The 17,003-nt window shown below is 48.3% G+C and carries 19 protein-coding genes, 1 other RNA gene and 1 pseudogene; 12 read left to right on the top strand and 9 right to left on the bottom strand.

Going from position 1 to position 17,003, the window contains the following annotated elements; genetic code table 11:
* Positions 1–48 precede the first annotated feature (48 nt).
* The 3 genes from nadK (at position 49) to bamE (ending at position 3,151) form a co-directional block, all read left to right on the top strand.
* The gene (gene nadK, locus NQ842_RS06650; RefSeq protein WP_013098356.1) at positions 49–927 is read left to right on the top strand and encodes an NAD(+) kinase; all 879 of its coding nucleotides are present in this window, start codon (positions 49–51) and stop codon (positions 925–927) included.
* A gap of 85 nt (positions 928–1,012) precedes the next feature.
* Positions 1,013–2,674: a DNA repair protein RecN gene (gene recN / locus NQ842_RS06645; RefSeq protein WP_257256651.1), complete on the top strand. Its 1,662-nt coding sequence runs from the start codon at positions 1,013–1,015 to the stop codon at positions 2,672–2,674.
* Between the two features lie 138 nt (positions 2,675–2,812).
* Positions 2,813–3,151: an outer membrane protein assembly factor BamE gene (gene bamE, locus NQ842_RS06640; protein WP_003863121.1), complete on the top strand. Its 339-nt coding sequence runs from the start codon at positions 2,813–2,815 to the stop codon at positions 3,149–3,151.
* Positions 3,152–3,259: 108 nt separating this feature from the next.
* Here bamE and NQ842_RS06635 read toward each other — a convergent pair whose 3' ends face one another.
* On the bottom strand, positions 3,260–3,547 hold the full coding sequence (locus NQ842_RS06635) for an RnfH family protein (protein ID WP_003863119.1): 288 nt from the start codon (positions 3,545–3,547) through the stop codon (positions 3,260–3,262).
* Positions 3,537–3,974: a type II toxin-antitoxin system RatA family toxin gene (locus NQ842_RS06630; RefSeq protein ID WP_014832955.1), complete on the bottom strand. Its 438-nt coding sequence runs from the start codon at positions 3,972–3,974 to the stop codon at positions 3,537–3,539. The genes NQ842_RS06635 and NQ842_RS06630 overlap by 11 nt, the downstream gene beginning before the upstream one ends.
* A gap of 156 nt (positions 3,975–4,130) precedes the next feature.
* On the opposite strand from NQ842_RS06630, the gene smpB reads away from it, so the two are divergent.
* The 3 genes from smpB to NQ842_RS06615 all read left to right on the top strand — a co-directional run bounded on the left by smpB (position 4,131) and on the right by NQ842_RS06615 (position 6,427).
* A complete protein-coding gene (gene smpB, locus NQ842_RS06625; RefSeq protein ID WP_008502505.1) occupies positions 4,131–4,613 on the top strand; it encodes an SsrA-binding protein SmpB in 483 nt (160 codons plus the stop codon).
* Between the two features lie 89 nt (positions 4,614–4,702).
* Positions 4,703–5,066: a transfer-messenger RNA gene (ssrA, locus tag NQ842_RS06620) on the top strand.
* Between the two features lie 167 nt (positions 5,067–5,233).
* Positions 5,234–6,427 (top strand): integrase domain-containing protein, encoded by a 1,194-nt coding sequence (locus NQ842_RS06615; protein ID WP_257256650.1) that lies wholly within the window; start codon positions 5,234–5,236, stop codon positions 6,425–6,427.
* A gap of 29 nt (positions 6,428–6,456) precedes the next feature.
* Here the strand turns inward: NQ842_RS06615 and NQ842_RS06610 are convergent, their stop codons facing one another.
* The 3 genes and pseudogenes from NQ842_RS06610 to NQ842_RS06600 all read right to left on the bottom strand — a co-directional run.
* Positions 6,457–7,116, bottom strand: a complete 660-nt coding sequence (locus NQ842_RS06610; RefSeq protein WP_257256649.1) for a hypothetical protein — start codon at positions 7,114–7,116, stop codon at positions 6,457–6,459.
* The gene (locus NQ842_RS06605) at positions 7,116–7,973 is read right to left on the bottom strand and encodes a hypothetical protein (protein ID WP_257256648.1); all 858 of its coding nucleotides are present in this window, start codon (positions 7,971–7,973) and stop codon (positions 7,116–7,118) included. Before NQ842_RS06605 ends, NQ842_RS06610 begins: the two co-directional genes overlap by 1 nt.
* Before the next feature lie 378 nt (positions 7,974–8,351).
* Positions 8,352–8,690 (bottom strand): annotated as a pseudogene (locus NQ842_RS06600) (phage polarity suppression protein); the annotation flags it as partial.
* A 494-nt stretch (positions 8,691–9,184) separates the two neighbouring features.
* Here NQ842_RS06600 and NQ842_RS06595 point away from each other — a divergent pair.
* The gene (locus NQ842_RS06595; RefSeq protein WP_125366270.1) at positions 9,185–9,985 is read left to right on the top strand and encodes a DUF4225 domain-containing protein; all 801 of its coding nucleotides are present in this window, start codon (positions 9,185–9,187) and stop codon (positions 9,983–9,985) included.
* Here the strand turns inward: NQ842_RS06595 and NQ842_RS06590 are convergent.
* On the bottom strand, positions 9,966–10,277 hold the full coding sequence (locus tag NQ842_RS06590) for a hypothetical protein (RefSeq protein ID WP_219280969.1): 312 nt from the start codon (positions 10,275–10,277) through the stop codon (positions 9,966–9,968). The two genes, NQ842_RS06595 and NQ842_RS06590, sit on opposite strands and share 20 nt — an antisense overlap.
* 457 nt (positions 10,278–10,734) lie before the next feature.
* On the opposite strand from NQ842_RS06590, the gene NQ842_RS06585 reads away from it, so the two are divergent.
* Complete coding sequence (locus tag NQ842_RS06585) at positions 10,735–11,127, top strand: hypothetical protein (RefSeq protein WP_257256647.1); 393 nt, start codon at positions 10,735–10,737, stop codon at positions 11,125–11,127.
* Positions 11,128–11,273: 146 nt separating this feature from the next.
* Here the strand turns inward: NQ842_RS06585 and NQ842_RS06580 are convergent, their stop codons facing one another.
* The 3 genes from NQ842_RS06580 to NQ842_RS06570 form a co-directional block, all read right to left on the bottom strand.
* The gene (locus tag NQ842_RS06580; protein ID WP_257256646.1) at positions 11,274–12,320 is read right to left on the bottom strand and encodes a bifunctional transcriptional activator/DNA repair enzyme AdaA; all 1,047 of its coding nucleotides are present in this window, start codon (positions 12,318–12,320) and stop codon (positions 11,274–11,276) included.
* Positions 12,304–13,080, bottom strand: a complete 777-nt coding sequence (locus NQ842_RS06575; protein ID WP_257256645.1) for an isocitrate lyase/phosphoenolpyruvate mutase family protein — start codon at positions 13,078–13,080, stop codon at positions 12,304–12,306. The genes NQ842_RS06580 and NQ842_RS06575 overlap by 17 nt, the downstream gene beginning before the upstream one ends.
* 138 nt (positions 13,081–13,218) lie before the next feature.
* The gene (locus NQ842_RS06570) at positions 13,219–14,004 is read right to left on the bottom strand and encodes a nucleotidyltransferase domain-containing protein (protein WP_257256644.1); all 786 of its coding nucleotides are present in this window, start codon (positions 14,002–14,004) and stop codon (positions 13,219–13,221) included.
* A 306-nt stretch (positions 14,005–14,310) separates the two neighbouring features.
* Between NQ842_RS06570 and NQ842_RS06565 the strand changes: the two genes are divergently transcribed.
* From NQ842_RS06565 to NQ842_RS06550, 4 genes are all read left to right on the top strand, one after another.
* Positions 14,311–14,637: a hypothetical protein gene (locus NQ842_RS06565; RefSeq protein ID WP_257256643.1), complete on the top strand. Its 327-nt coding sequence runs from the start codon at positions 14,311–14,313 to the stop codon at positions 14,635–14,637.
* Positions 14,638–15,265: 628 nt separating this feature from the next.
* Positions 15,266–15,700 (top strand): hypothetical protein, encoded by a 435-nt coding sequence (locus NQ842_RS06560; protein WP_257256642.1) that lies wholly within the window; start codon positions 15,266–15,268, stop codon positions 15,698–15,700.
* A gap of 1 nt (position 15,701) precedes the next feature.
* Positions 15,702–16,088: a hypothetical protein gene (locus NQ842_RS06555; protein ID WP_257256914.1), complete on the top strand. Its 387-nt coding sequence runs from the start codon at positions 15,702–15,704 to the stop codon at positions 16,086–16,088.
* A gap of 411 nt (positions 16,089–16,499) precedes the next feature.
* Positions 16,500–16,889 carry a hypothetical protein gene (locus NQ842_RS06550; RefSeq protein ID WP_014832970.1) on the top strand — a complete coding sequence of 130 codons (390 nt, stop codon included), beginning with the start codon at positions 16,500–16,502 and terminating at the stop codon, positions 16,887–16,889.
* Positions 16,890–17,003 lie beyond the last annotated feature (114 nt).

The raw sequence follows: 17,003 nt of genomic DNA, 5'->3' as shown, positions 1-17,003 counted from the left end.
GAACAAGAGAGATTGTCATCATTCATCAGGCACAAGGACCTCCAGAAAATGAATAATCATTTCAGGTGTATTGGGATCGTCGGGCACCCGCGTCACCCTACGGCATTGACGACACATGAAATGTTGTATCGCTGGCTGTGTAGCAAAGGCTATGAGGTGATGGTTGAGCAGCAGATCGCTCAGGAGCTGCAGCTTAAGAGCGTCAAAACCGGCACGCTGGCAGAGATTGGACAGCAGGCGGATCTCGCCGTGGTGGTCGGCGGCGACGGCAACATGCTCGGCGCGGCCCGCACGCTGGCGCGCTACGACATAAAAGTCATCGGCATCAACCGTGGCAATCTCGGTTTTCTGACCGACCTTGACCCGGACAACGCGCAGCAGCAGCTGGCCGATGTGCTGGAAGGACACTACATCAGCGAAAAACGTTTTTTACTGGAAGCGCAGGTGTGTCAGCAGGACTGCCAGAAACGCATCAGTACCGCCATTAACGAGGTGGTGCTTCACCCCGGTAAAGTGGCGCATATGATTGAGTTCGAAGTGTATATCGATGAAATCTTCGCGTTCTCCCAGCGCTCTGACGGGCTGATTATCTCCACGCCGACGGGCTCGACCGCCTATTCGCTTTCCGCGGGAGGACCAATCCTCACGCCTTCGCTGGATGCCATTACGCTGGTGCCGATGTTCCCGCACACCCTTTCTGCCCGCCCGCTGGTGATTAACGGCAGCAGCACCATCCGCCTGCGTTTCTCGCACCGCCGTAATGACCTGGAGATCAGCTGCGACAGCCAGATCGCACTGCCTATTCAGGAAGGTGAAGATGTACTGATTCGTCGGTGTGATTACCACCTGAACCTTATTCACCCGAAAGATTACAGCTATTTCAATACATTAAGCTCGAAGCTTGGCTGGTCAAAAAAATTGTTCTGATTTTGCATCCAGCACTTTACTGTATAAAAAACCAGTTTATACTGTATGAAAACACAGTTATGGTTTTTCATACAGGAAAACAATTATGCTGGCACAACTGACCATCAGCAACTTTGCCATTGTTCGTGAGCTTGAGATCGATTTCCACAGCGGCATGACGGCGATCACCGGGGAAACCGGTGCGGGTAAATCCATTGCCATAGATGCCCTCGGCTTGTGCCTTGGTGGGCGTGCTGAGGGTGACATGGTGCGCATGGGCGCCAACCGTGCTGACCTCTGCGCTCGCTTCTCCCTGAAAGACACCCCTGCAGCCCTACGCTGGCTCGAAGAAAACCAGCTTGAAGATGGACGTGAGTGTTTACTTCGTCGCGTTATCAGCAGCGACGGTCGTTCACGCGGTTTTATCAACGGTACGGCGGTACCGCTTTCTCAGCTTCGCGAGCTGGGCCAGTTGCTTATTCAGATCCATGGTCAGCACGCGCATCAGCAGCTGGTTAAGCCGGAGCAGCAAAAATCGCTGCTCGATGGCTATGCAGGTGAGTATGCACTTACTCAGTTGATGGCAGAACACTATCACCAGTGGCACCAGAGCTGCCGCGAGCTGGCTCAGCACCAGCAGCAAAGCCAGGAGCGTGCCGCACGCGCCGAACTGCTGGAGTATCAGCTCAAAGAACTGAACGAGTTTAATCCGCAGGCGGGTGAGTTCGAACTCATTGACGAAGAGTACAAGCGTCTGGCCAACAGTGGCCATCTGCTCTCTACCAGCCAGAACGCCCTCACCTTACTGGCAGATGGCGAAGACGTTAATCTGCAAAGCCAGCTGTATAACGTGCGTCAGCTTGTTACCGAGCTGGCGGGCATGGACAGCAAACTGTCTGGCGTACTGGATATGCTGGAAGAAGCGGCGATTCAAATCTCTGAAGCCGGTGATGAACTGCGCCACTACTGTGAACGTCTGGATCTCGACCCCAACCGTCTGTTTGAGCTGGAACAGCGCATTTCCCGTCAGATTTCGCTGGCGCGCAAGCACCACGTCACGCCGGAAGAGTTGCCTGCGTTCTATCAGTCTCTCCTTGATGAACAGCAGCAACTCGACGATCAGGCTGATTCACTGGAAACGCTGACTCTGGCGGTAAACCAGCATCATCAGCAGGCGCTGACTACGGCGAAACAGCTGCATGATGTTCGTCTGCATTATGCTCAGGAACTCAGCCAGCACATCACCGACAGCATGCATACGCTGGCGATGCCACACGGCGTATTCACGATTGATGTTCGCTTCGAAGAGAACTCCCTGACGGCGGAAGGCGCGGATCGCATCGAGTTCCGTGTCACCACCAACCCAGGCCAGCCGTTACAGCCTATTTCCAAAGTGGCATCCGGCGGTGAGCTCTCCCGTATTGCTCTGGCGATTCAGGTTATCACCGCCCGTAAAATGGAAACCCCGGCGCTGATTTTCGATGAAGTGGATGTGGGGATCAGCGGCCCGACAGCCGCGGTGGTGGGTAAACTGCTGCGCCAGCTGGGCGAATCAACGCAGGTGATGTGCGTCACCCACCTGCCGCAGGTGGCGGGCTGTGGTCATCATCATTTTATCGTGAGCAAAGAAACGGACGGTGAAATGACCGAAACGCACATGAAACCGCTGGATAAACGCTCGCGTCTGCAGGAGCTGGCTCGTCTGCTGGGAGGCAGCGAAGTCACCCGCAACACGCTCGCGAATGCGAAAGAACTGCTGGCGGCATAAACTTTTTCGGGATCTCAGGGTCATACAGAACAACAAAAACGCCGCCAGACCGGTTTCAAAGTGGGGCAAGGTCTATTATCATCGGCATATTACATATGAGCCGCGTACTGCTCGGGCCCGAAAAGGAATCAAATCACTATGCGCTGTAAAACGCTGACCGCTGCCGCTGCGGTTCTTCTGATGTTGACCGCAGGCTGTTCCACTCTGGAGAAAGTGGTTTACCGTCCTGACATCAACCAGGGGAACTACCTTACCCCTAACGATGTGTCTAAAATCCGTGTAGGGATGACACAACAGCAGGTCGCTTATGCACTGGGAACCCCGATGATGTCCGATCCGTTCGGCACCAACACCTGGTTCTATGTATTCCGTCAGCAGCCAGGCCACGAAGATGTGACCCAGCAGACCCTGACGCTGACCTTCAGCAGCGCCGGTGTGTTGACCAACATCGACAACAAGCCTGCCCTGACCAAATAATCCGGCGTCAGAAATGCAAAAAGGTGCTCATTGAGCACCTTTTTTGTATCGACATTTCGCACTGGATCGTAGCCCCGGTAAGCGCAGCGCCACCGGGGGAAGAAAGCACTACTTACCTGATTTCTCCGCACGCTGGCGACGCAGCTCTTTCGGGTCGGCAATCAGCGGACGATAAATCTCCACCCGGTCGCCCTCTTTCAGCACATCACCCAACTTCACTGGACGGCTGTAAATGCCGACTTTATTTTTTGCCAGATCGATATCGCGACGAAGCTCCAGAATGCCGGAGGCGCGGATAGCCGCCTCAACGGTTGCGCCCTCTTCCAGCGTCACGCGCTGCAGATACTGCTTCTCCGGCAACGCATAGACCACTTCCACCGCTATCTTATGCGACACTGTAGACCTCTTTGGCGCGGGTCGTGAACGCCTGAACCATATTGGACGCCAGCTCTTTGAAGATGCGGCCAAACGCCAGCTCAATCAGCTTATTGGTAAACTCAAAGTCCAGATGGAACTCGATGCGGCAGGCATCAGCGCTCAGCGGCGTAAACTTCCAGCCTCCCATCAGGGTCTTAAACGGACCATCCACCAGATGCATCAAAATACTCTGATTGCTCGTCAGCGTATTGCGGGTGGTGAACGTCTTGCTGATCCCCGCTTTGGAGACATCCACCGCCGCCGTCATCTGCGTCGGGCCTGACTCCAGAACGCGGCTCCCGGTGCATCCCGGAATAAATTCTGGATAGGACTGAACATCGTTCACTAACTGATACATTTGTTCCGCGCTGTAAGGTACAAGCGCAGTACGGCTAATCTGAGGCATAGCATTTCCCATGGTCACACAACGGACAAATAATAACATTTATCACCTGTTAAAAAAACGCTAAGCCTCATCTCGTGCTAAGATAGCGCGTTAGACCTCACAGGACGCAATGAGGTGACTTTTTGAAATCAGATTACCGACGGCTTTACGACACTTATGACGAAGAAAAAAGCACATAAACCAGGCTCGGCGACCATTGCGCTCAACAAGCGTGCTCGCCATGAGTATTTCATTGAAGAAGAATTTGAAGCTGGCCTTGCCCTGCAGGGCTGGGAAGTAAAATCGCTGCGCGCCGGGAAAGCCAACATCGGCGATAGCTATGTGATCCTAAAAGATGGCGAAGCCTTCCTGTTCGGTGCCAACTTTACGCCGCTGACCGTCGCCTCTTCGCACTACGTGTGTGACCCAACGCGCACCCGTAAGCTGCTGCTGAACAAGCGTGAGCTGGAATCCCTTTACGGGCGCATTAACCGTGAAGGGTTTACCGTGGTCGCACTGTCGCTGTACTGGAAAAACGCCTGGTGCAAAGTGAAAGTGGGCGTCGCTAAAGGTAAAAAACAGCACGACAAACGTACTGATCTGAAAGAGCGCGAATGGCAGCTCGACAAAGCACGTATTATGAAAAACGCAGGACGTTGATTCTGCACACTTATTGTACTATTCAATAAGTTAGCGTTCCGGGCTGGTATCCAGGAAGTGAAATCTGGTATACTGAGTTCAACACTATTGGGGCTGATTCTGGATTCGACGGGATTTGCGAAACCCAAGGTGCATGCCGAGGGGCGGTTTGCCTCGTTAAAAGCCGCAAAAAAATAGTCGCAAACGACGAAAACTACGCTTTAGCAGCTTAATAACCTGCTCTGAGCCCTCTCTCCCTAGCTTCCGCTCTTAAGACGGGGATCAAAGAGAGGTCAAACCCAAAAGAGATCGCGTGGAAGCCCTGCCTGGGGTTGAAGCGTTAAAACTAATCAGGCTAGTTCGTTAGTGGCGTGTCTGTCCGCAGCTGGCGTGCGAATGTAAAGACAAACTAAGCATGTAGTACCGAGGATGTAGAAATTTCGGACGCGGGTTCAACTCCCGCCAGCTCCACCAAAATTCTCCATCGGCGATCACCAGAGTCGACTGATGAAGTCCTGAAAGCCCGCACGGCGCAAGCCCTGCGGGCTTTTTTGTGCCTGTCGTTGTCCGAGAACATCCGGCTAAATCCGGTGATTATTGATATACGTTTAGGTATACCAATTCATGAGGGAGCGGCCATAGTGCCACGGACTACACGCCCGCTGACCAACACCGAAGTTCTGCGCGCTAAAGCGTTAGAGAAGGATCTAACGCTGCATGATGGCGATGGGCTTTTCCTTATAGTGAAAACCAGCAGGAAAAAACTCTGGCGTTTCCGTTATCAACGTCCGGCAACAAAGCAGCGGACAATGATGGGGCTCGGTGCCTTCCCTGCTCTTTCGCTTGCTGATGCCCGAGGGTTAAGAGCTGATTACCTTGCATTATTAGCCAACGGAATCGACCCGCAAATTCAAGCTGAAGTTGCAGAGGAACAGCAGCAAATCGCACTGGACAGTATCTTTTCAACGGTCGCCTCTAACTGGTTCCAGCTAAAAAGCAAAAGCGTTACCCCCGATTACGCAAAAGATATATGGCGCTCACTGGAAAAAGACGTATTCCCAGCCATCGGGGAGATCCCAGTCCAAAAAATCAACGCCCGAACATTGGTTGAAGCACTTGAGCCAATCAAAGCACGAGGGGCACTGGAAACAGTTCGCCGCCTAGTACAGCGTATTAACGAAATAATGATTTATGCGGTAAACACTGGTTTGATTGATGCCAATCCAGCATCCGGTGTTGGGATGGCCTTTGAGAAGCCCAAAAAACAAAATATGCCGACACTGCGACCGGAAGAATTACCGAAGCTTATGCGTTCTCTCGTAATGTCAAATCTGTCTGTCCCGACGCGCTGTCTCATTGAATGGCAGCTCCTGACCCTTGTGCGCCCTTCTGAAGCCTCCGGTACACGGTGGGCAGAGATCGATCTCGAAGCAAAGCTCTGGACAATTCCAGCCGAACGAATGAAGGCTAAGCGTGAACACATTGTTCCTTTGTCACCACAAGCATTGGAAATGCTGGATGTGATGAAGCCTATTAGCGCACATCGAGAACATGTTTTTCCCAGCAGAAATGATCCAAAACAGCTTATGAATAGTCAAACGGCCAATGCTGCACTTAAGCGAATAGGTTATGGTGGGAAATTAGTTGCTCATGGGTTACGTTCTATCGCAAGTACAGCTCTAAATGAGGCCGGTTTTAATCCCGATGTTATTGAGGCTGCCCTTTCCCACGTTGATAAGGATGAAGTAAGAAGAGCCTATAATCGAGCCTTGTACCTCGAACAGCGTAGAGAAATTCTATCATGGTGGGGATTATTGATAGAAGGATACAAATAAATTAAAATTTTGAAAAAGTAAAATGGCTTTCAATCATGAAAGCCATCTGCAATAACTATCGGCTCATCTAATAAGTATTTCTTTGCCACATATAGTGGGAAGAAATCAATTATATAAAACTTATAACTCGCCCACTGCATATAAACCCAAAGAGTCAATAATGAAAATACTAAAATGATGTTAAAAATAGAACCATGAAAACTCCAAAACACACAAAACAAAAAAGAAAAAACCAGCTCTGAATTAATCAAAGAAATGCGAAACTGCGATTTTTTTTCACTTATTTTTTTATCTACTTCTTTGACAAGGAAGAGATCATATGCGTCATTTCTTTTTAAGGATTTATATTTGTCATGAATGTCGGATGTGTATTTTTTAAAATCACAAAACGAAACCAACAAGTTAAATATTGAAATATTTATTTTTTTATGTGAGTAATTCAAAAAACACGAGATCATTAGACATTGAATCAACTGGAGCATAGATAATTTTGAAAGCAAACCACCTTGAAAATCAAAGAGTTCCTTAACATTTGTTTCATCCATAATATTGTAAATATCAGCGTTACCAGTTTGATAAGTTAGCATAAAGAAAATAACAATAAACAATACCAAAAACCGATGAAGCGGATACTTATTAGTAAGATCCTCGATATATTTTTCTTGGACTTTCTTTGCTAACTCATCCATTAATACACCTGTATAAAATATACATCTCCGCAAGATGGGTCAAAAGCGCCATATTCAATGTAAGGTGCGCCTAAAAAAATCATTTCTTCTTCATTTTGAAAATAAGGAAGCACCTCTTGAAAGTCTTCCTTTGAAGCGAATCTGAGTGTGCTCACTGCATCATTGAAAGTGTTTCTCATTTTAGCAGAAAGATAGTCCAAATCCATTTCTGATACCTTCACACGATAAATTACAGGGTCTCCCAGTTTTTTCCTAGTGACAACTCTATGAAAAGCATTAGCTTTAGATCTGTTAAATTCATAAACTTGCGTGCGATCAGCTGTCAACGAAATTTCTAAAGTGCTATCACCAGAGTGTTGAGATCTAATAACTGCTAACATTTGGTCTATTTCTCTCACAATGGCTCTATCCCCATAACGGCGATTAACAGCAGCGTCAGGTCTCTCTAAAAGCTCTTGATACTCACGAGGCTCAATTAAATCATCGGAAATTTGTGCCCGTTTTGTTTCTAAACTTTTACTGATAGTATCAGCATTTTCTAAACCATCTTGCTGTGCTTCGCTTATGGCATTACTTATTGCATTTGAGACCCTAGCAACAACATTCTTAGTAATTTCTTTTTTCGAAAAGAAATCGATAATATATCCGCCTTCCCTAGGAGGCTGCACCAACATTTCAACATCTTTATAATATTCATGGTGCATCTTTGCATATTTCCAAAGATTACCATATTTAATATCCAGATATGCTCTATCTAGGGCACTCTGCAAGTGTCCTAAGCTTTTTGAAAGAGTCCTTAAAGAAACCTGGTGATCTTGTGCAATGTCACCATCAAAGTGCAATTCAACTATAGCCACTTCATTTTGCTCCGTGCGCATAATAGACCAGTAAGGATACCATCTTATGTTTAGATGAAGCCCGGATCCACCTCTTAAAAATGAGTGTTACAAGAGCTCCATGGACATTATTTTAATGTCGAATGCAATTTAATCCGCCTTGTGTAATCACAACGGGGACTTGTTGGTATACACGATTATGCTCGCAATGCTGTCCCCGCCTCGCCTGCCCGCTTAAGGGGGCGCTTTTAATGCAGGTGCATGACCGGCCTCAGGGCGCGCCAGTGCTGGCGCTGGCGGGGGATCCAGTGTCGGCAAAACGCATGCAAAACCATGCACCTTTTGCATGCATGGCTTTTTAGGGGAAAAAGGCGGGTTTTTCGGGAATTTTTGAAAGGACTACTGCGCGGCCAGCTCTGCGCGTCGGCGGGTGTAATTCAGGTTCTGTGCAGGTGTGAATTTTTCACGATTATCATCGCGCGAAGCCGCGTCAGGCCTGTATCCGATGGCCGTTAAAATGTCATTATCCTGCGCCGAATAATTAATTTTTTCACCGGCGGCCAGCCAGACCTGCAGCGCCTCAGGCAGATAGTCGATCGAGTGCTGCATGGCACAGCGCTGAATGGCGGAATGCTGCCCGGAATAATTCATCAGCTCCGGGGCAAGGGCGGCGGCCAGCTCCGCGCCGTTCGCCTGCATAAAATCATTCAGACGGTTACGGATGCTGATGCACTGCACCTATTCATGCGAGTGAAGCAAGCTTTTCGCGGTATGCCTTTTAGACCTACGTTAGTTCATCCCTGAGTTGCAGCCGGGTGGAAATGCTTGCCTGACTCCTCATACCTTTGAGTAGTGTCAGTATGATCACTTTAGTCTCTTCGGATGGCTGTCCATACTTGTGCGCCAGCCCATTAAACGGCTACCGCCCATTTAGATATAGCAGCACTATTATTGCCCAAAAGATAGTGAGAATCAGCATCGAGTACTATTTCAGAAAGTATCTATTCCGGCATCAGTTAATAATACACCGTCAGAGATATGCCGTTCTTTATTACTTGTATTACTAATTGAATACACTTCGGCTGGGGTGTTACAGCATGTCGTAACGGTAGCAAAGAGGTCTTTTCTGGATTATGAAAATTGCTCCTTGCATAGCAAGAATATATACAAACGAATATAGATTGTTATATGCTCTTGGCCGGTGCTACCGTAAATCGTACATGAGGGTAATAATGGATATTTCGCTTCTTACAGGACAACGGACTAACGCATGGTCAGCGACCATGATTAATCTTGAAGCTCGAAAACTCATTAATACAGCAAACATGGTAGCGGCTAGCCACCTCAAAGATGGGCTCACCAGAATTCAGTTCATGGAAGACATTAAGTCTTTCATCACTGAGCAATTTTCTCTTGCTCGCAAAGCGAAGTCTGACGAAGAAGGGATTTCCTATATAAAAAATCTAAGGGCAGAGAACGAAAATCTTCTTGAACAGGATCGTCTACTCAGGACGAGATCTGCACAGATTTATGCCAAAGTTGAATTCATCAAGGAAAACAACAAAATTGTTGGCTATGTGATCTCCGCTGTGCAGGTTGTTTTTGCGGGATTGCAAGCCGCAGGTGGATTGATCCTTGCGAGCTCAATGACACCTGTCGGTGTATTGTTAGGTGCCACACTGGTGATAGATGCGGCGAATACCGTATCCAGAGAAGTAAATAATCAATTACTGAACAAGCCTGGGTCACAAGGGTTTGTCGCTGACACAGCGATGTCAGTAGCGGAGTTTATGGGATTTCGCGGTGAAACAGGTCTGGCAGCCTATAAAACGGTGAGCCTTGCTGCAAATGCGTACAGCGTATTCGGTTTACTTCGAAAACCAGGCTCCTGGCGCCTGTTTTATTTTATGCGCTCAGATTTTTACAGAAAAATGGACTCAATGAGTCGGCCAAAACTTACCATGAAAATCATCGGATACGGCATAAACGCAAAAATCGTTTTCGACTTACTGGCTATTGATAATCCCTCTTAAACCGCCAGGCTTTATAAGTTAATTTGAGAGGGGTCATCCAGCAGAAGACACCAAAGATGAACAGTACAGCTACACCTGATGAGATGATATTTTCTGGGGAAGCGAAGCATACTGCCAGGATGAACAAAACGGTGAGTATGGCTGAAAGTATGACAATCCCTTTAAATCGATTTGAAAGGGCAGGAAGCAAAATATCCAATGTAGTACTTTGAGTATCCACATAGCGTTTAAGCTTTTGAAGCTCTTCTTTTGTAAAACCAGATTTAAGTAACACTTCTTCAGATATCGCCACGTCATTCCCCTTCCCTCTACGCAAAGCCAGTATACCGATATCTTAGAAAAAAAAAACTGGCCAACTGACCTGAAGTTTATGCTGCCCCCTGACAAGCCTAATTCTTGCTAAATCGTTCGGACAATTCATTAAGCTGATGCAAGAGCTGTAATATCTTAATTGGATACAGTACGGGGCCCTGCCATCGCGAGTGGTCATGCTCCAAAAACATGAACTACAACACCCGAATGCGGCTCTCCATTGATAAATTCAGAAACATGAACAACTATAGCCGGGCAAATTTGTTTGCCAGTAAACCATCAAAAGCTTATGTTTTCTTCTTAGCACACCCACAGCCATATAACGCTTCCAGTCCAGACATGGAAACATACCCGGAATTAATGATGCAGCAGGTTCAATCACTTTCTCGATATTAACCCGCGAAGCGAACGAGTTAACCCAGGCTCAGTGTGAGGTCGTGCTCAATGGCAAAAGCACAGGTATTCTCGTTCCCGGGCACGTACTGGAAACAGCGGTTCAGGTGAATGACCAGCGCTACATCCTGTTTCTGACAGACGATGTAATTTTCGAGGAATCGTTGACCATTGCCCTTATCGACGTGCATGACGGGCTTAAAGAAATTGTTCGTTTGGGAAATGAGTACTCGACAGGGAGTTTTGCGGATCTCCAGGTCACTGACGATAGCGTGGGCTTCAGGTTTATTGGGGATTATATCTGGACACTGAAAGTATCCGACTCACCTCGTCTGCGGCTTCCTTTTGCTTCCGATCCAAAAGGGGTTAAACGGGAGTCAGGTCTGAAAAAGTACATAACGATATCTGCCGCACCGGCGTCGGAAAACGTAAGCTGAAGTCACTATTTATCAGAATGAAAAGGCTTCCGCTGAGCTGGATTAATGCTCCTGAGAAGTATCCAGACTCCGCGTCTGATAAAGTCCTGAAAGCCCGCACGGTGCAAGCTCTGCGGGCTTTTTTGTACCCTCAAAATGTTCCACCATTAAACATTCCTCCTCTCATGCTCAATGAGCCATTCTTTTCGAGAAATACCGCCTCCATAACCTGTCATCGCGCCATCTTTTCCAATTATCCTGTGGCAAGGGATCACAATCGCAATTCGGTTTGCACCATTAGCAGCAGCGACGGCGCGTATAGCATTTGGCTTATTCATCCGCAGTGAGATGGCCTGATAGTGTGAGGTCTGTCCATAGGGAACTGCACGCAGCTCGCGCCAGACGGATTGTTGAAAATCACTTCCCGGGGCATCCACAGAGAGATCAAACTGTCGGCGCGTTCCGGCAAAATACTCGCTGATTTCCTTTACTGTCTGCCGGGTATGGCTGTTTTCTCCGGTGACGATTCTGGCATTAAATAAACGCTGAATATCGCGAAACTCTGTTTCTAACATCCTGCGATCGGTAAACTCCAGCAGACAGACTCCCCGCTCTGTCGCACAGACAAACATTGGCCCAAGCGTCGTGGTAAAACGGTGAATGACAATCACCTGGGTTGCCTGAGTCGGCGCTGCACCAGTAAGTCGCTTGTAGGTATAACCAAACCCGCTCAGGGATTCATAGCCGTTGTCCAGCGCAACGTCAGTCGCCGTTCGTCCGCTTTTGAGCTCCTGCAGGGCAACGTTCACCCGCTGCATTCGTTGGAAAGCCTGAAAAGTGATGCCGTGATGTTGCAGGAACCAGCGTCTTACCCGCTCCGGACTGATTCCATGCTGGCGAAGCTCCGCGTCTGCAACACGGGATTTAATATCGCGCCTGACAAGCGCAAGCGCCTGTTCAACAAATAATGGCGCGCTGTGCGCATTCTCAGCGGGTCTGCAGACCTTACAGGGTCGAAAGCCGGCCGCAAGGGCAGATTTGGCATCTTTATAAAATTCGACATTTTCACGTTTGGGCTTTCGCGCCCGACATACCGAAATGCAGAACACGCCAGTGGTTTTGACGCCGACAAAAAACACGCCAGTATATTCTGAAGCACGTTCAAGTAATGCCTGATACCAGATATCACATAAATTCTTATCGGTTATTTTCATCACCAAAAAGTCCTTCAAACGTCTGACGAGATCGGATCGCATACATGACATCAGTCAGCGTTGACTGCATGGCTGAATGCACAAAATTGCCCATGGAAATGCGGCTTACTCCGGCCAGCTTCAGCCTGTCGAATGACGAAAGGTCGGGCATACACATGACATTAAGAGGCAGACCCGTTGCCTCTGCAATGAGGCTGATGTCTTTCTCTGACGTCAGACAGGGCACAAAAAGGCCGTCAGCACCTGCAGCTTTATAGCTTTGACCCCGTAATATCGTCTCCTGCAACGCTTCTGCATGCCCGAGCAGGTACGTGTCAGTCCGGATGTTCAGAAACAGGCTATGATTTTCGCTTCTCAGCACATCGCTTACTGTTCTCAGGGTACCGGAAAAATCAGAAGCATCGTCAAGCTGACGCACCCCATTTATGACGCTGCTGTCTTCAAGATTAACGCCTGCGACGCCTGTCTGAGCAAGGCGCCTGAGATTGGCTGTTATCTCTTCGGCTGAATCACCGTACCCAGCTTCCATGTCAACGCTCAATGGCAGCTTGCTGACAGCCTGGATACGAGTGACCATATAAAATAGCGCATCAAATGGCATTCCCTGCCCGTCTTCATATCCCAGTGTGGACGCGATTGCTGCGCTGGACGTTCCCAATGCCTGATAACCTGCTTCTTGCGCTGCGACAGCACTGGCGGCATCCCAGACATTAGCGATAAGAAGCGGCTCATGCTGGTTGTGGAGTTCTGCAAAGTTCATATCCATATCCTCTCGATAGATTGAAAATGAATCTAAGCAGTCAGCAAGAACGTCACAACCGAAATTCAGACGACCATTTTTTTAGCAAACGTCGTCTGAACCCGGGGCGAATCAGACCGAAACCTTTCGAGGTCGGGTTCAGGCTTTCAGCATGGCAAGAACCGCCCACCGCGCCGCATCGTCTGCGATATTTTTCGGCAGCGCATCAGCCCGCAGATTGATATAAGCGTCAATAGACTTTCTGATGGCAATGCTGACGGAGTCACGATCGTGCGTTGCCAGCGTGGATGCAAGCAGGCCATCACGATCAAGGCCATGGAATTCAATGCGGCGAACCCCACGTTGCGGCAGATTTGCACGACGGCACAGCATAGGTCCCAACACTTGCTCGCGGAAGAATGACAGCATGCCAATCGCTTCAAAGAGTTCGCCCCTTCCCAGTTTCACCGCCGCATAATGAAGCCAGATCCAGGCTCGGGACTCAAACCACTCCGGCGTCATGTCAGGCCATTGAGCACGATATTTTGCCAGTTGTTGTTCCAGAGCCAGGTGATCGCGGGTAAATAACACTGCAGGCTCCTCTACGCGTTGAGTGAGCATGTCCAGTGTGACAAATTTCAGATCGACATGGAGGAGTTCAGGACCATACAGGCATATAAGCAGACGTGGCTCTCCGACATGTTCCCCGGTAAAGGCATGCAGCAGATGCCCCAGTGTTCCGGCGAACTCAATACGCTGCGCCATGATTTCGTCATAGCAGAGAGGGTCTACCACAACGACAAAATCGAGATCGGAGTAATTATCGAACCCGCCATGAACAAGCGAGCCGCCAGCGAGAAGAGAGTGAATTCGCGAATCAGCCTGAAATTTAAGCTTGAGTTGCTCTGCAAAACTTCTGTGTAAATCGGGTAATGTACTTAGCATACTTTTTCCTGTTCACAAAAAAGACAAAGCATTACAGAATATCGAGCTCTTTAAATAAGGGCCAGATATTTTTTTGCAGGAACAGTCTTGACCCTGAGGAGTTTGCTCGCGTAGCCATAAAGCAATCTCTTAGATATGAAGGGTATAGTTATGTTCTGGCTGCCAGGCACGCAGTGAGCTTTGTCTGACTGCAGGCACGATATCGTGATTCATCACTTCAGCGAGTGTTGAATCTGTTTTTGCTCAGCCATGACTGTTATTGTTTATATAGTTTAAGCAGGAGCATTCAACGTTCAGGAGTGGAGGGTGATAGACGCGCAACAGGAAACGAAACTTCGTTCATACGGGTTTACTGATAAAAATATTACGGCTTTGCGTGCCGTACTTGAAGATCCGAAACGTAAAGATCGGACTCTGCATTCACTTTTAGTTGAGCTAAAAAGACGCTTCTACACGTCCTGGTTTATTGTCATTGGTTTACTGTTTTTTGCTACCTATGCCACTATCACTAATGATTATGGTAATGGTTGGATTTATTTCGCAATAATTCTCGTTTTATCTTTTTTTATACTGGCAATGGCACCGCTGTCTGTCTCATGGAAGGCGGTGAAGTTTTTGCACAAGGAGGGGTAACCCTCCTTTCTGCCTGGCGAGCAAACACTTGTTCATCGGTATTATACGTTTTGTCCATCGTATAAATTTTATGGGCTGATTTTTTCACCTTCAGTAGCCAATGTCGGCCCTGTCATTAAATACGATGAGGCGTTACATTAAAAACTATTTTCATGCGTTCAATATCAAAAATCCTAAAAACATTGCTGTAATTACAGGGACGACTAATGAATATTGCATTCAAAAAATTGTATAATGTTTATATAGGGAGAAAATTAGCCAGAGATATTATCTCTACCACGTTGTTCGTGATGATGAGGTGCTGAATGGGATTCACATACCCCGCCATTGCTGGAGCAATGCAGAATGATCAGAGAGCCTTTTCTGCTACTCTTGCTTCGCTGCAAGGAACGGCTTCAAACTTTGCTGCACATTGTATACAGGACTCGCGTGTCAGAGAGCAATATTTGCGCGATATTCAGAAAATGTCTGCTGAGTTTGTGCAAGCAGTCGAGAGCGGAAATATGTCTCCCCGAGAAGCAGCAACTTTAGCCTCCCAGACTAGTAACGAAATACTCGATCTTTCTCGGCTAAGAAACAGCCCGTAGGTAAAGCCTATGCGAAAAAGCTAAAACCATCGGGACGCACGATGGCTGACCTCACCGAACATTATGCGACTAAAATGTTTCAGCAATCTTTTGAGTCTTTATCGGAAAGGCAGCAGGCCACTGTATTCAAGGAAATGATCCAGTCGGCCGGACGTGACAGGGGCGCGGTATCAGGTATCGCCAAAATGTTGGGTAAGGCAGGTAAGCGGGTTATTTTCGTTTCTTTAGCGGTCGCCGCGTATGAAATTTATCAGGCAGAAGATAAAACCACCGAAACAATGCATCAGGGCGCTATAGTTACTGCGGGCATTGCTGGCGGATGGGGAGCGGGTGCAGCGGTGGTTGCAACGGGGGTGTGCGCAGCAACTGCACCCGTTTGTATTGGTGTTGCGGCATTAGTGGGCGGCATTCTTGCGTCGGTAGGTACAGACCTCCTGTTCGGAACCGTGTATGTTTTACCGCAAGGGAGAAATTAATATGCATTTGACTGAAACCCAGCTGATCGCCCGCGTCCCCGTCTGGCACGCCTTATCAGAACTTTTTACCGGGCGCGAACTCCAGGACTATGACTATCAATGGATGGCGGAGGTGCTGAAGAGATCCGGATTAAACCGGGAAGCGATCTTCAGAATTGTGGATGAGGAAGTCGCCCCTGCCCTACAGGCTAATCTGCTGTACAACCCAACGCCGGTGATGGACGGTTGGTCAGAGGAAGACATCACACGGCTTGTGACAGCGTATTTGAACAGAAAGCCGACAATTATCGAGCGCATCATTCCGGCCCGGGTACTGTTAAAACAACGGCGCAAACATATCAGTAACGAACTTAACAGGCTATCCGCTGAGCTGGATAAAGGCTTGTAAGAAGTCTTTAAATTCCCCCCACCAAAATCTCCCTCGGATAAAATCCTGAACGCCCATACAGCGCAATCCCGGCGTTATTCTGTATTCTTATTTCCCCATCACATTGACAAACATCAACGACACCGTCCCTCCCCTATGAAAAATTAAAAAGCACTCCCCCCAGCGCTATGGAATAGCCGCTCAACCCGGAAGGAACCCAAACATGTACAGACCCATCGTCGTCATTCTCTTTATTCTCCTGACCCTCGCCGCCCTCGCTGAAACAGGCTTTTTATCGTTTGGATAATCCTCAATCCATTGACCCTACGTTTAGGTACGTTGATCTCATTACAGTTTTTTCCTAAAGCCACCCCGCTTCGTCTGTGACATGCTGAATCACGCTCATAACCGATAACGTTAAATGAGGATATTATGAAAAAAACAATTATCGCTTTATCTGCCGTTCTGCTGGCTTCTCCAGTATTTGCTGCGACCACACATGCAACTGATGATACCGTCGCCGCGGCGAAGGCTAACGCCAACGAGGCGAAGCAAAAACTGCACGAAGAGCAGAACAAAGGTGAAGAGCTGAAGCTGAAACAGAAACATGCTGCGGAAGGTAAAAGCGAAAGCTTTGGCAGCAAGGTCAGCGAAGACTCCCAGAAAGCGTGGCATAAAACCAAAGAAGGCACTGAAAAAGGGTGGAATGCCACCAAAGAAGGCGCTGAGAAAGGCTGGAATGCCACCAAAGAAGGCACCGAGAAAGGCTGGAACAAAGCCAAAGAAGGCGCCAACGAGCTGGAAAAGAAAGTCACTGAGTAATCCCTTCGAAAGGCCGCACACGCGGCCTTTTTTATTCCCCTCCGCTCAACCTCCTGAAGACTAAACTTGTTACAGGGGGGACCTATCATGAACCACGTAGAAATCGCACCAGAA

The organism is Enterobacter cloacae complex sp. R_G8, assembly GCF_024599795.1.
Lineage (GTDB): Bacteria > Pseudomonadota > Gammaproteobacteria > Enterobacterales > Enterobacteriaceae > Enterobacter > Enterobacter dissolvens.
Note: the sequence above shows the minus strand (reverse complement) of the source record. Positions and strands in the feature narration are given on the sequence as shown.

Bases quoted from the DNA above. Each gene is read 5' to 3' on its own strand.
- nadK (WP_013098356.1), top strand. From the start codon at position 49: ATGAATAATCATTTCAGGTGTATTGGGATCGTCGGGCACCCGCGTCAC.
- recN (WP_257256651.1), top strand. From the start codon at position 1,013: ATGCTGGCACAACTGACCATCAGCAACTTTGCCATTGTTCGTGAGCTT.
- bamE (WP_003863121.1), top strand. From the start codon at position 2,813: ATGCGCTGTAAAACGCTGACCGCTGCCGCTGCGGTTCTTCTGATGTTG.
- NQ842_RS06630 (WP_014832955.1), bottom strand. From the start codon at position 3,974: ATGCCTCAGATTAGCCGTACTGCGCTTGTACCTTACAGCGCGGAACAA.
- smpB (WP_008502505.1), top strand. From the start codon at position 4,131: ATGACGAAGAAAAAAGCACATAAACCAGGCTCGGCGACCATTGCGCTC.
- NQ842_RS06610 (WP_257256649.1), bottom strand. From the start codon at position 7,116: ATGGATGAGTTAGCAAAGAAAGTCCAAGAAAAATATATCGAGGATCTT.
- NQ842_RS06595 (WP_125366270.1), top strand. From the start codon at position 9,185: ATGGATATTTCGCTTCTTACAGGACAACGGACTAACGCATGGTCAGCG.
- NQ842_RS06580 (WP_257256646.1), bottom strand. From the start codon at position 12,320: ATGAAAATAACCGATAAGAATTTATGTGATATCTGGTATCAGGCATTA.
- NQ842_RS06575 (WP_257256645.1), bottom strand. From the start codon at position 13,080: ATGAACTTTGCAGAACTCCACAACCAGCATGAGCCGCTTCTTATCGCT.
- NQ842_RS06570 (WP_257256644.1), bottom strand. From the start codon at position 14,004: ATGCTAAGTACATTACCCGATTTACACAGAAGTTTTGCAGAGCAACTC.
- NQ842_RS06560 (WP_257256642.1), top strand. From the start codon at position 15,266: ATGGCTGACCTCACCGAACATTATGCGACTAAAATGTTTCAGCAATCT.
- NQ842_RS06555 (WP_257256914.1), top strand. From the start codon at position 15,702: ATGCATTTGACTGAAACCCAGCTGATCGCCCGCGTCCCCGTCTGGCAC.
- NQ842_RS06550 (WP_014832970.1), top strand. From the start codon at position 16,500: ATGAAAAAAACAATTATCGCTTTATCTGCCGTTCTGCTGGCTTCTCCA.